The following is a 12,754-nucleotide window of genomic DNA, read 5'->3' on the forward strand; positions in this document are numbered from 1 at the left end:
CGGGTCGAGCGCTGCTTCAACAAGCTCAAGAACGCTCGGCGTGTTGCAACCCGCTACGACAAGACCGCAGAAAGCTTCCTGGGATTCATCGATATAACGTCCATCCGACTTTGGTTTCGCCATTTGTCAACATGACCTAAGCAAAAATTGGTATCGGCCGCGCGAAGTCCGATGCAGTCCTTGTTGTTCATTAGAATTGCTCAATTGCCACAGAAAATTTCCCACAAGAACAAAATTTCTTAATTGTTCTCATTGAGCTTTAAGGTGGATTCGACTCATTTAATTCATACGGGGACCAGGCAGTTGTCAATTTGTAGCGCTGGAAGTCTAAGCCGAGTTTCACGGTACAGGATTTTGGTGGGCTTCAGCTCATTGATCTCAACTTATTTGATACTATCCGCCAGCGCGCAAGCCCAAAGCTCACAAGCCTGCGTGGAATTGGGTTCTCCTCGAATTGAGTACTCTTCTGGATCTGAAAGCACTCGCGTTAATCAAACAATCTCAACGACGGAACGCACGTGTCTCCCGATCCCAAACGGACCCATTACAGGACTTACAATTGGAAACTCCTCAATTACTTCCTCAGGTGAAATTGAGTTGTATGTTCCGGGCCAAAATACCGTTCCAAGCAATGCTTCAGTTTTAACACTTTTGAATGTCGATGTCGCGGCGGGTAGCGGAGACTTTGTCTCCCGGGAAGCGTTGGCAACAAACATCAACGGGAAGCTCAGAGTGAACCTCATTGGAACTTCGATTGGTTCCGGCAGATCAATGACGTTCGCTCCCTTCAACGGCGCGAATATCGACCCCACTGAAGTCTACTTCCAGTCCGACCGCCCGCTAACCTATGACAACCTGACCGTTATGGGAGCCACCGAAGTAGTTTTCGGAGCCTACTATTTTCAGACTCGGGTTGCTGAGGCTTCTGATTTCACACTGACGAATAGTTCGATTTCCTCAACCAGCGATATGGCGATAGCCGCAGGCACGACTGTTCGCCTCGATACCACAAGCAGTTTGAACACCGTAAACTTTGAGAATTTTGGCACGTTGGCCGGAACGGGAAGCGTGAACGCATTCAACTTCACAGTTAAGAACGGAGGGGTGCTTTCGCCGGGCTTTTCAATTGGTACGCTCAACAATAGTGGCGGAATCGCTTTTGAAACTGGGTCAAGACTTTTGAGCGAAGTCGATCCGACGGCCGGTCAGAAAGCCGACTTGGTGTCATCCAGCGGGCCCGTGACAGGGATTAACCGCGCCACCATACAAGTTGAAGCCGCTCGTCCCGGCCTGACTGCGCAGGACTATGCTGCTGGCAACGACTACACGGTTTTTCAAGCCTCGAGTTTTGATGGTAACTCCCCAACTCTTGTTGCCGGGGGATCCCTGCCCGCCCTATCCAGTCTGAGTATCTCAAACACGCCAACTGCGGACGGTAGTATTGATATTGCGTTTTCGACCCTCCCCATTTCGAGTTTACCGCAACATCCATCAGTTATCGGATCTCCCAATGCAAGCAACCTTGCTGGTGCGGTGGCCAACACCACAAACACGTCTCCAGGAACCAACCTGACCAACGGCACAACCTTGGGCAATGCCGTTAACACGCTTACCAATTCAGGTTTGGCTGGGTTTAATAGTGTGCACGCAGAACCATATTCCTCCAATTTGACCGTTGGTCTGGAGCAACTTGACCTGATAACCAACACCGTGCTGAGCCACGCTGACTGCCGCAAGTATCAAGCGGTCGGCTTCAGCAATGAGGATCAACCTATTGCATCGGGAGACATCGACTCGACCCAGAGCCCTAGTGGCGCAATAGACTGCTCTGATCGGCGCTGGTGGATCGACACGGCCTATGTGAGCGGGGACGTTGATGGAAGCAACGGCCTTGGGACATTCGACTATTCGCTGGGCACCATTCTGGTCGGAGCGGATGTCGCAAGCACCGATAGAGGTGTGGTCGGCGTCTACGCAGGTTTTGGGACATCCTCCATGGATGAACACGATCAAGTCGATCAGGATTTTTCGACCGACAGCTATCATGTGGGCGTCTATGGGCGTACAACAACCGGAACTTGGGAGTTCTCCGGACTGATCGGTTACATGTTCGGTGAAACCGACGCCAAGCGGAATAACCCTTCTGTTGATGGCTTTACGGGAGGCGAGGCAAAGTCTGATTTGGACCAAGAGGGCATCCATGCCGGTATCCAGGCACGGAAGCTGTTTAACCTGGACAGCGGTGCAAGGGTTTCTACGGTTTTTGGAGTGAACTACGGGCGTATTCAACAAGGTTCAGGCACAGAGACCGGCGGTGGTGATTTCAACTACTCGATTGAAAAAGCGAACGCAGAGTCTCTGGTCGCCTCCATTGGAGTTGACTACCAACGGGACTTCTTGACAGAGAGTGGTTTGCTGACCCCAATCGCCTTCGCCCGGTATGAATATGACTTCTTTGCCAACAAGGATAGTGAGCACGGAATCACAGTTACAAGTCCATTGTTCGGAACATTTACACAAGTCGGACAAAATCGAGGAGCAAATGGCTTCGTTCTCGGGCTTGGACTGGGCTATCAGATCTCTGATCTGGCCAGACTAACGGCAGGATATGGCTATTCAGTTCGCTCCAACGGCCAAGAGCATGGCCTCGGTGCAAACTTAAGTGTTCGGTTCTGATTAGGGTGGACCAACGAAGAGGAGTGGTAAGCTAGCTGCAACAACTTGCGGAAGCTATCGTGGCGATGTGGGCTTCATTCTCTAGCGATCAAAATTTGGGGATATTAAAAACATAAAGCCGTGATTTCTTGGCGTCGTCTGTCAGGATGTAGAGAAGCCCTTTGGTCTCATCGAGAGCGATTCCTTCGGGATGTTTAACTTCCTTTTGTTTGCCATCTTCTGTGAACGTCAAACTGATAGACTTTACGGACTTGGACTCTGGATTGTAGACGAAGATTTGACGACCTTTGTCACTCACAATCCAAAGAGAACGTGAGGACGGGGACCATGCTAGGCCGCTCAAATCCAGTTCATCATCATCTACACGCTCGGAGATAAAACCTGCATCGCGGGCTAAAGGAATGATCTCAACAATTTCGTCTAGCGCTGGTGATACGACCATTAACAACCTTGGTTGTCCTTCAATGCCAATGAAGACCCGCCCTGATTCCGGGTCGACGGCGATGCCCTCAGGTCCCTTGTTCAAAGGATTACCGACGAGCAATTCAGCGGCGTCCGAGTAGCCTTTGAGAGATGTGAGAGGGATTGTAGTTAGTTGAATGGGGTCAGTCGGGTGAACGACTAGAATTGATCGATCAGTTTCCTGAAGTACTAAAACAGACCCATCTTTTCGTGATGCGACGCCCTCCAAATCTGATCCTACCAATGCTGGCAACTTGAAAGAGTTTCCTAATACCCCGTCGACTCCGAGTAGGTGCAGTTTAGGTTCGGCATCACTTACAGACCACAAGAAGCCTTCGGCGTTGGAAAGAGACAATCCGGAAGGCTCCGAGAAGCCTTCCGATTTATCCGCCACCTTGAAGGAGTCGATGAGTGTCAAACCGTGACTCTCGGCATGGGCGAGCTCGATCCATGCCAGAAGTGCAACAGTAGCGCTTGCAAAAGAAGCCTGTGTTCCAAGCTTGGGCAAGCACCGCAAAAACCCAAGTTTCAACCGAAGCAGCTTGTGTTCTGACATTGGATTTTCTCACGCTTGGACCACATCCCAGTGTCAGCGTTCGTATCACAGTCCGGATGCTTTGTCCGAAGAATGCATGGTAATCTCTTTACCTGATCCCGCCTATTGCGATTGAATTAGACAAGATTTGCCTTTGGCGGAACACAATCTGCTAGAGTAGGTAGGAAGGAAGTTAAGTTGAACAAGACTTTCCCACTTATGGCCGGGTTATTGGTGATGCTGTTGCCAAGTGCTGCGTTGTCACAAATCGACCCCGCGACGATGCTGGCCGGCAATTCAGAGTCGGAAATACTTATCGAACGACGTTGGACTCAGTTTCGGGGCAAACAGGAACTGTATTTTTTCACTCTCGACGTCATCGTAACTGTCATATTGACTGGACTAATCGTTTATCACCCTGTGAGGCGGAGAGCCCGCAGAAGTGTCAGCGATATCGTCATGCCGCGACTGTTCTTCCTATACGCGCTTGTCGGCATGGTGGTTGGGTTTCTGGTCGTACAGCACGGATCGATGATTGGGTTCGTGATTTTTGGAATAGGAGCTCTGTTAAGGTTCCGATCAAATATGGATGACCCGGTCGACACGGTTGAAATGATTATAGTGACCGTGCTTGGGCTCGCGGTCGGTTTGGGCTTACCGCTGATGGCCACACTGGTGGCGATTGTGTGTTGGTGTTTCATTTGGCTCGGTGGGCGAAACAAGGGCGTGGAAATTTCGCTCAAGGCTTCAGACGAAGAGCACTCATTGAAAGTCAGCGGGGACATTGAAGCTATGGCCGCAGACGCTGGCTGGAAGTTGGTCAGAAAACACCACGTACCCGGAAAATCTCGCGTTTCTTTGCTTTTCATTACCTCGGGTGGATTGTCGGAAGCTCGGATCGAAGAGATGATAAACGATCTGGTCCCTGAAAAAGTTGAGCTGAAACTCAACCTCTAATCATTTCACAAGGTCTAAGCGTTTCAACACCGCATTCGGGGATCTGATCTCTTTCGGGAGCGACTTGAAGTTTACTGACCTTTCGAAATCAGGCCCTCGATATACTGCTATTCCAAACTCTCCATTCGGCTGGAACGTAACATGAGTGAAGCTGTGAGATGATCTGGCTTTTGAGCCGATGAGCCGTCGCGGGCCACCTCCCAAACAAGCTTGGGAAACATAAGCCACACCGTCTTTCCAGCCTGGGTAGAAGGCATGATGGTGGCCTGACAGATGCAGAACGACACCGCTTTCTAGGTAAATTTTTTCAAGTGTTGGGTCACCGATGATTTCGCGTTCGCGCTGGATCGCGAACGGCCAAAGTGGGAGGTGACTGAAAGTAACAATCGGGTCTCCGTCTGCACCCAATTCCCCAAGTCGGTCCTGTTGATCACCGGATAGCGGCCCTAAGGTTGTTGCATCCAAAGACGCAAATGTTACACCCTGCATCTCAAATGCGTAGAAGAACGGGTAGTCATCCGAAATCAGGAAATCGACGTCTGGCTTTCTCGGTGTCCATTCCTCTGCGTATATTTTTCTTTCACGCTCGAACCCACTGTAGGCGGAGGCATCATGGTTTCCAGGCGTGACAGCAAATGGAATTCCGGCAGCCGCTAAAGGATCTGATACGGCCTCGTGAAACGCCTTCCACATCTCTCTGACCTGTTTGTCTGACAAGTTGGGAATGCGCTGTCCCGCGACCATATCGCCCGTCGAAATCACCAAATCGGGATCAATCTCGATTATCCGTTCAATCGCCGTATCGACCCGAGGCGCATACTTTACCGAACCGTAACTGCCGTTCAGGTCCGATATGACGATGACGTCCAATGCCGCCGCTTTGCAGGCGATTAGAGCGGTCCAAATGAACGCCGCAAAAAGCGTAGAAAGCCTACGGGTCATTACAATCCACTGTCTCTACCTCGGTGTTGTTTCTCAAAAAGAATGCGACAGGATCCAAGTCGAACATCAAATCACCATTAGAACAATTGTTCTGGAGGATGGACGTTGCCAGCGCGGTATTTTTGACGGCTTGTGCAATCTGACTGTCTGAAAGCCCAAGGCTTAGCGACAGCCAGTCATAAACCGGGCCTTGGGTTTGAAGGTCGCTATTCAATGCAACCAAGCGCCGGTAAGTGCTTGGAGAGAAGTGCCGCATTTTCTCTAGCATATGAGTAGATTTCGCGAAGTTGGCATACTCGACCCGCCCACCAGCATCGTTGTCGTTTAGATTGCTGCGACGGATCAATAATGCGTCGGCGGGAATATCTCCATCGTTTGGCTCATGGTGTTTGGCTTTCTTGTGCTTCAGCTTTCCGTCTTCGACCCAATACCAATAGGGTGTGAAGTCTATGTTTCCTACGCGGTCCTGCTGGCTAAAGATAAAGTCGAGGAGAACAATCTCGGTCAGTTCTTGCATCCAAAATGCCATCTGTTGGTCACTGACATCGGGACCGAGATCCTTGTTGATCATCCGGTCTTTTCGGCCTTCTTTCACGCCCTCTGCAATGGCCTCTAGCAAGGGTTTTGAAGATCGCAAAGCCAAGAAAGCGGGGGTTTCCTGAAAATCACGGTTTTGGCCTTTCCCCCAACCAGATTTACGGGTGCCGTTGATTTCCGAGCCGTATCGATGCCCAGGGCTATCAAGCAGTACACCATATATTTGCGTTCGATCCGATGTGAATAGATCATCGGTCGGTTGGTATGAGTTCGGGTCGGCATCCGCAGCTGCGAAGACACGCCAGCCTTCGTGGTTCATGCGCCCGCCATGAGAGCCACCGGAAATCGCAAGACCAGGCTCTGCGACCTCGGAAAAATGCGCCTGGGCGTCCATGCTGCGCCAAACCGCGACTGGAACTTTGACAGTCGTGTCGAAATACCTGGAGAAATGATAGTAAAGCAGCGAAGAAGTGGAAAACGTTCCACTGGTGCCCTTTTGGTTCATGGTGGACTTGAATTTAGCCACCCTGTCTTTGGCCAGATCTTTTGCCAACTTGCCCTCTTTGCAAGCGTTTCTCTCGAATTCAGAACGGTTCCCCATGTAGGGTCCTTCCGAAATATCGTAGACGGCCATTCCTGGGCTAGTGCTCCAGGTTTTTGGGCAAATAGCAATTTCAGAGGCATAGAAATCGATCTCGCAATAGGCTGTTTCTTCCTCAAGATCGCTGTTCTTGTACTCGCCCGTTGGAACTTTTTCGATCCGAATACAACGTTCAGAAACGCCGTTGGGACTATCAAATGTTGTGGCTTCACCGAGAACTTCGTCGTTCGCCCACAAGACAGTGGGTGCGATGAAAGCAAGTGGCCCCAGAAGATTGAACTTCATTTGGATAGTCCTCCCGGTATCATTTAGGGCAAATCGCTGCCTGTTGTTCGGTGGAGATTTTTAACTTTGGGTCGACACTGAAGTTGGAGAATTTTGTGTCAATCCACTTGTCGCATCCGCCTGAACAAGGCGCCCCGTTTCGGGCGTCATTCCAATATTCCTTGGCCCTTTCTTCCGTCCAACCGCAAAACTGAACGAGCGCCATTGCCGACAATGCGCCCGAGGAATGAACGCCCCACATGCAGTGCACCAGAACAGGGCCCTTTCCAGGGTTTTCAATCACCTCGTGTATGGACGCCATGACAGCATCGGGTCGGGAGGATCTGGCGCTTTGATAGTCGAAAGATCCGTTTCCGCAACTGGTGCGACCGTATTGAGTGTTTTTGCCGAAGTCCGCATAAAACCCGGTTGAAAACCCCTCATCGCACAGGGTTTCGCGCTGAACGTTACTCAGACCCGTTCGATCCTTGTCACCGCCTTTGAAGCCAGAGCGATACAAAACTCCGCTCAAGACCGGGCGAAAGAAAGCGACGCCATCAACACCTCCGTCGCCACCCTTTGAAAGCATTTGACTGTTGCTTGGGCCACCGTTTCGACTGGTTACGTCAGAATTTGCAGTAGTTGCAAGAACACCAATGAATATCAGTGACGTCAAAAACCGCATGCCAGCTCCTTTCTATTTTTGAGCCTGTTATGCTCAAACTCTTCCCACTTTGTAATCTATTGGAGCGGCTCATTCTCGAGATCCATTTCAAGTGGGTGATAAGCCTTCCGCCATGCAGCGTTAAATTGGCCACACCAGGTTGATGATAAAGACGACCACGAAGTAGGCCAGAAAAACTTTCCAGTTCCATTGGTGGTTGCTTTCTTCGTTGATCACGCCGGACGACTTCAATGCCAGGTTTGTTATAATTAGAGCGACGATGGTGACCGCTGCATGCGCCAAGTGGTAATGCAAACTAAAGCTCCCTTTTGCAGATGTTAGATTGATGACAATGTGTCAGCAGTCACCTGATGGCAGCATAGTTACATCTGAGTACCTTCCCTCAGACGTCGTGATCCGAGCACATGCACCAGTATCCGTGTTAAACCAGTACGAGGTCAGCCCTTCGCTTCGGATGAGTTCAAATCCGAGACTCTGGATGCCCATTTCAGCCTGTCCCGCTCTTGCCCCTTCAAATGACGAAAGATCGCTAGAGCTGCCCACAGTTGGTGCACTTGCATCCACCGATCCGCCACTCTCATCGCATGCCGCGAGCGCAGCAATACACGCCGTGCCTATCACCAATAGGACCTTGGATTTCATCTTTTCGCTCCTTGCAGTATTGGACTTGAGATCCAGGATTTCTGGTCGATAACCTATTCAATTCCGAAAATTACGTTGTAGTCGACGGAAGAGTTGCTGCGATTGATAACCTCCACAACATGATCACCGGATTGCCAAAGCTGTCCTCGATAATCATTGTCCGCCGACATCAATCCCAACAGTTCAGAACCATCGGGGTTACGAATGACGTAGTCCAAGGAGCCATTTCGCGGAGCAACGCGGACGTAAAGGAACTGTTCGTTCTTTGCACCGAGAAGGTATTGCTGCGACGCTCCGGGCGCGAGTTGGCCAACAAGTTCGGCGCCAGTGGAGCCGGCATCGAATTTGACACGTTGGTTACCGGTAGAGCAGGGGGCACCTGCCATGGCGCCACCGCCGTCATCCATCGCCTCGACAACCGACATCTCGCCAATGCTTCCATCCTTGTACGCGATGCAGCGCCAAAGCGTTCCGCCTGCGTCGCGTAGCATGACGAGCGTACCTGCTTCCGAGAACTCTGAGCTTTCTATCGTACCTGATTGACCGTCTGGTCCACCAACCTGCCGCAAATGGTCGATGCAAGCGTCGTCGGCGTCTGACATGGCCAGCGCGGCTGTTCCGCTGATCGCAAGTACAGGAGTGACAAGGTTCATTAGACTACGTTTCATAAGCAGGTCCTCTTTTGGTCCATCCTTGATGTTCTGTTCCTCGTGGGAAGGAACCTTATTTCGCATCCCTCAAATTTGATAGAAACTCATCGCATGTCTGTGCGCTGCCGACGACCTCGTCTATCGTTCCAATTCCTTGCAGTGATGCCATCTCGGAATTTACGCGATTGAGAATCTGATCCGCTTGCTCGGGGATGATCAGGTTCTCTGCTTGTGCTCCTTTCAATGTGGTGCAGACACCGGCGGAAAAGCCTGTCGCAACGCCGACACCCACCGCGGCCCCGCCACCCAGGGTCATCGCCCCAACCACGCCGAGGACGAGCCCGATCACAATACCCAAGATCACTTTTCCCATGTTTTCCAAACTTTTGGTGAAAAAGATTTCAGGCTTCACTATTGGCGCAAACTGCGGGCCCATCTGCAAATCAAGACCAGCGCTAGCAGATTGAGTACTGGTGCAATCGCCGCGAACAACGGTTTGGCTGACTCCGAGACCAAATCCGCCAGAAGTATCCAAGGCAGACCCAACGGCAGAAGGAACACCCCGGACAAAGGGTCTCTTTCCTGTCCCAACCAGCCAAATGTGCCCGTCAAGAATGCAATCAACGCCAACAGGTAAAGGATCGCGAATACAATGATGGTGGTTCTACAAACCAAGTCGAGCCTCAGCAGATCAAGCCAGTGTTGCGCAGCCGTTTTCGGCTACGCAGCAGACTGGTCACAATGCGCCTTCGTCGCCCAGGAACTCGATACCAGCTGTCGCGCCATCACTGTAAGCAATGCAATTCCAAGGAGCACGATCCTCACCAACGCCTACAGTAACCTGTGTTCCCGCCTCGCTAAAGGCGGATGAGAGCACCACGACTTGCGAATTGTTCGTCGTGTTGGCTACATCTCGCAAACACGCCTGTTGGGCTGGCGTGAGCTCGGCTGACGCGCTTGATGTACTCGTATCGTCGCAGGCCGCAAGCAGTGCGAAACAAGTTGCGCCCGCAATCTTCACCATCTTGTTGGTCATTTTCTTCTCCCTCTGGGTTCGTTGAAATTAATCAAATTGGATGTGCTTGTTTGAAGCTCTCGTATCTGGACAGCCAATGGAACATACCTCGACCCTGTGACTATCTTGCCCAAAACCTGCCGCGGAGGGCTTTTTCGACGGAACGATTTTTCGTTGACTGCCGAGACCGCCAACAACGCGTGATGCCCGAATGGCGCCACTGGAAAAAGCTAAAGCGAACTCTGGAGGGAGGGCTAGTTCGTTAAGTCCAAGCATCGCGTCCTCCCAACGCTCGATCAATGTAGAAGGCCTTCCGACCGCCAGCACTCACTCCAGCAGTCGGAAGGGCTCGGCACAGCGAGCAGCAGCGACCACAACGGAGGTAAAATAAAGCTGTGTCGAATTCGAATGTTTGAATCTTATTCTTCATAAATCAATATTTTTTTTGTAAGCTTCTTTACGCTCTCGTACGATAGGCTTCTGCTTTTAAACAAAAAGGTAGGTGGGAGCACTCATAAGGGAGAATGTGTTCTTTTGGGTCGGCGACGCGTTCTGAGTTCGCACAGAAACTAAGAAAGGATTGAAAATGGGGTTTGTTGAAGCCGTTAAAACGTGTTTCTCGAAATACTTCCAGTTCTCCGGTCGGGCTATACGCTCAGAATACTGGTGGTTCTTCTTGTTTGTGGTTCTCGTGAGTGCTGCTTTAGCTGTGCTGGATACGATCATATTCGGGACCAACCCCGAAACGGGGCAAGGATCTCGGGTTCTGTCCTTTGTTTTCCAACTTGCAGTTATCATACCTATGCTGGCCGCCGGTTGGCGGAGGCTGCATGATACAGGACGACCTGGCTGGTATTTGCTGCTGCCGATGGCGCTCAGCATTACAACGCTTTTTGTTATGTTGGGTGGGGTGGCGTTCTTCTCGGTGTTGGAGCAAGGGACCGAAAACCCCGATGCATTACGAGGACCCGCCGCAGTCCTGGGCGTAACCGGTATTGTTGTTGTCTCAATTCTTCAATTGGTTCTGTCCATCTTGATGATCTGGTGGCTGACACGACCTTCGGAAGAAGGCGCAAACGAATACGGCGCACCTGTTTCCTGATCTGGTGGCCGGGGCGGCGGGCCGGATTCTCTGCTGAATGAAAGTGCGAAACGCAACAAAATGGAGAGAGAAAATGAGTTTCAAGACGATTTCCATTGGAGCGCTAATGATAGTAATAGCAACCACGGCATCGGCGGAGTGGTCGTTCAGTTCCGGGCCCAACCCCAATGCCTTTATTCAGACCGGAAACATGACGCTGGAACTTCAGTGTAATCGTATCCGCTTTGCTCCGGCTGGATATGAGGATAGCCAGGACATCGTGGAAAAGCAGGGGCTCTCCATTCGTTTTTTGAAGAACGGCACCACCGAGGTTGGTGCATTTCAGGTTGGCGCAGAAAACGCTGCCATGCAGATCGTCGACAACTATCCCGTCGAGGTCAGTTTCAATAGTCAAGAGGACTATGGTTTTGTATTGGACCAGCTTGCGGCCAATGCAACAGTTAATCTGTCGATGATTGATCAAGATGTAAGCTATGGAATCTTTGACTTAAAAGGTTCCGGTGCGGCAATTCGGTCCCTTCGTTCCGCGTGCGATTCAGATCCTGGCCAGGAGACCTCCTACGAAGCACCCGAAGGCATCGTCTATTGTGGTGGTGGAGCGATAAAACGCCAGATCGAATATGTAATTCTGGACAATCCGGAGGGGAAGTGGGACGCGCGAGTAACGGTCAACGGCGAGTCGATCAGAGCCATGACGGCCTACAGTTACTTCGGAAACTCTGTGCCGCCCGCCGGATTTGTCGTCGCCCTGCTTGGGGAGGACAGGTCCGAGTTTCTGATTTTTAGCGAAGGCTCCGCAAACTGGCTAGAATATGGGGACTACAGGTATGATCAGTGCAATTGATGCCACCTTCCAAACGGCTTCCCAAATAGCGTGTAAGATGAAATGTTTGGTCGCCGGGATTGTGCTTGCTTCGGGCCTTGTTTGGACCTCACCAGCTGTCGCGGCTGATGTATCGCAACTTCCGCCCGGTTTGCAGGCGAGGGTTGATTTGGCGGCACGAGCCTGCGCGGAGTTCAACGACGGTCAATTTGACATAGCCTGGGGCGCGGTTGAAAGGGTCGATCTCGACGGAGACCTACAAAGTGACTGGGTTCTGAATGAGTCAGGTTTTGCGTGTTCAAGCGCTGCATCTCTTTACTGCGGAACTGGCGGATGCGTCTCGCACTTCCTGGTTGAAGAGGAGGTTCATTCATTGCTCAATCAAGGCTGGACTGTTGTTGATTTTGGGCGTCAACGCGTTGTCGTGGCAGATATTCATGGATCCAATTGCGACGCAATAAACCCAACGCCTTGCGTCAGCGCTAGTGTTTGGGATGGCGAAGCCAACACTTGGCGCTCGTCTGCTGGCCATTGGGAGTAAGTAACATTTAGGCACCGCAGGTAAGCCTGAGAGTCTGTTTGTTCGATGAGTTCTCTATAGCATGCAAACATATGGGCAAATCGTGCAAAGTTATGCGCTAATACCGCGAAGAGTTATGGGCAAAGTTCCAAGATTTTCTTTAATGAAATCAATGTCGGAAATGTAGCGTTACGAGCGCACCTACACGGTTTGTAGGTGCGCGCATAACACTTCGCACACCCCATAAGTTTGCGTAGTTTGCCCATAGTTTTGCGCTGCGCGATTGTCTGCCTTAGTGATGAATTCAATCAGTTTTTGGCTTAGTCGTTGCGGTAATGGCCCT

General features: G+C 51.2%; 11 protein-coding genes and 1 pseudogene. 6 read left to right on the top strand and 6 right to left on the bottom strand.

Going from position 1 to position 12,754, the window contains the following annotated elements:
- Both ACR0BF_RS19070 and ACR0BF_RS19075 read left to right on the top strand, forming a co-directional pair.
- Positions 1 to 135: pseudogene (locus tag ACR0BF_RS19070) on the top strand (IS5/IS1182 family transposase); the annotation flags it as partial.
- Positions 136 to 597: 462 nt separating this feature from the next.
- Positions 598 to 2,676, top strand: a complete 2,079-nt coding sequence (locus ACR0BF_RS19075; RefSeq protein WP_480625564.1) for an autotransporter family protein — start codon at positions 598 to 600, stop codon at positions 2,674 to 2,676.
- A gap of 88 nt (positions 2,677 to 2,764) precedes the next feature.
- Here ACR0BF_RS19075 and ACR0BF_RS19080 read toward each other — a convergent pair whose 3' ends face one another.
- Entirely contained in the window at positions 2,765 to 3,694 is a 930-nt protein-coding gene (locus ACR0BF_RS19080) for an SdiA-regulated domain-containing protein (protein WP_480625565.1), read from the bottom strand.
- Positions 3,695 to 3,871: 177 nt separating this feature from the next.
- On the opposite strand from ACR0BF_RS19080, the gene ACR0BF_RS19085 reads away from it, so the two are divergent.
- Complete coding sequence (locus tag ACR0BF_RS19085; RefSeq protein ID WP_480625566.1) at positions 3,872 to 4,630, top strand: hypothetical protein; 759 nt, start codon at positions 3,872 to 3,874, stop codon at positions 4,628 to 4,630.
- On the opposite strand, the gene ACR0BF_RS19090 is transcribed toward ACR0BF_RS19085, so the two are convergent.
- From ACR0BF_RS19090 to ACR0BF_RS19110, 5 genes are all read right to left on the bottom strand, one after another.
- Positions 4,631 to 5,500 carry a metallophosphoesterase family protein gene (locus tag ACR0BF_RS19090; protein ID WP_480625567.1) on the bottom strand — a complete coding sequence of 290 codons (870 nt, stop codon included), beginning with the start codon at positions 5,498 to 5,500 and terminating at the stop codon, positions 4,631 to 4,633. It abuts the gene before it with no gap.
- A 61-nt stretch (positions 5,501 to 5,561) separates the two neighbouring features.
- On the bottom strand, positions 5,562 to 6,995 hold the full coding sequence (locus ACR0BF_RS19095; RefSeq protein ID WP_480625568.1) for a hypothetical protein: 1,434 nt from the start codon (positions 6,993 to 6,995) through the stop codon (positions 5,562 to 5,564).
- 1,359 nt (positions 6,996 to 8,354) lie between these two features.
- Positions 8,355 to 8,969 (bottom strand): hypothetical protein, encoded by a 615-nt coding sequence (locus tag ACR0BF_RS19100; protein ID WP_480625569.1) that lies wholly within the window; start codon positions 8,967 to 8,969, stop codon positions 8,355 to 8,357.
- 55 nt (positions 8,970 to 9,024) lie between these two features.
- Positions 9,025 to 9,486, bottom strand: a complete 462-nt coding sequence (locus tag ACR0BF_RS19105; protein ID WP_480607450.1) for a hypothetical protein — start codon at positions 9,484 to 9,486, stop codon at positions 9,025 to 9,027.
- Positions 9,487 to 9,687: 201 nt separating this feature from the next.
- The gene (locus ACR0BF_RS19110; RefSeq protein WP_480521200.1) at positions 9,688 to 9,987 is read right to left on the bottom strand and encodes a hypothetical protein; all 300 of its coding nucleotides are present in this window, start codon (positions 9,985 to 9,987) and stop codon (positions 9,688 to 9,690) included.
- Positions 9,988 to 10,552: 565 nt separating this feature from the next.
- Here ACR0BF_RS19110 and ACR0BF_RS19115 point away from each other — a divergent pair.
- The 3 genes from ACR0BF_RS19115 to ACR0BF_RS19125 all read left to right on the top strand — a co-directional run bounded on the left by ACR0BF_RS19115 (position 10,553) and on the right by ACR0BF_RS19125 (position 12,432).
- Complete coding sequence (locus ACR0BF_RS19115) at positions 10,553 to 11,068, top strand: DUF805 domain-containing protein (RefSeq protein WP_480607453.1); 516 nt, start codon at positions 10,553 to 10,555, stop codon at positions 11,066 to 11,068.
- A 73-nt stretch (positions 11,069 to 11,141) separates the two neighbouring features.
- On the top strand, positions 11,142 to 11,912 hold the full coding sequence (locus ACR0BF_RS19120; protein WP_480625570.1) for a hypothetical protein: 771 nt from the start codon (positions 11,142 to 11,144) through the stop codon (positions 11,910 to 11,912).
- Positions 11,896 to 12,432 (top strand): hypothetical protein, encoded by a 537-nt coding sequence (locus ACR0BF_RS19125; RefSeq protein ID WP_480607459.1) that lies wholly within the window; start codon positions 11,896 to 11,898, stop codon positions 12,430 to 12,432. Before ACR0BF_RS19120 ends, ACR0BF_RS19125 begins: the two co-directional genes overlap by 17 nt.
- The last annotated feature ends 322 nt before the right edge of the window (positions 12,433 to 12,754 follow it).

Source organism: Ruegeria sp. AG7 (assembly GCF_056541545.1).

What these genes read in the sequence shown, in the direction of transcription:
- ACR0BF_RS19080 (WP_480625565.1), bottom strand. Translation starts at nt 3,694, where the DNA reads ATGTCAGAACACAAGCTGCTTCGGTTGAAACTTGGGTTTTTGCGGTGC.
- ACR0BF_RS19095 (WP_480625568.1), bottom strand. Translation starts at nt 6,995, where the DNA reads ATGAAGTTCAATCTTCTGGGGCCACTTGCTTTCATCGCACCCACTGTC.
- ACR0BF_RS19100 (WP_480625569.1), bottom strand. Translation starts at nt 8,969, where the DNA reads ATGAAACGTAGTCTAATGAACCTTGTCACTCCTGTACTTGCGATCAGC.
- ACR0BF_RS19110 (WP_480521200.1), bottom strand. Translation starts at nt 9,987, where the DNA reads ATGACCAACAAGATGGTGAAGATTGCGGGCGCAACTTGTTTCGCACTG.
- ACR0BF_RS19115 (WP_480607453.1), top strand. Translation starts at nt 10,553, where the DNA reads ATGGGGTTTGTTGAAGCCGTTAAAACGTGTTTCTCGAAATACTTCCAG.
- ACR0BF_RS19120 (WP_480625570.1), top strand. Translation starts at nt 11,142, where the DNA reads ATGAGTTTCAAGACGATTTCCATTGGAGCGCTAATGATAGTAATAGCA.
- ACR0BF_RS19125 (WP_480607459.1), top strand. Translation starts at nt 11,896, where the DNA reads ATGATCAGTGCAATTGATGCCACCTTCCAAACGGCTTCCCAAATAGCG.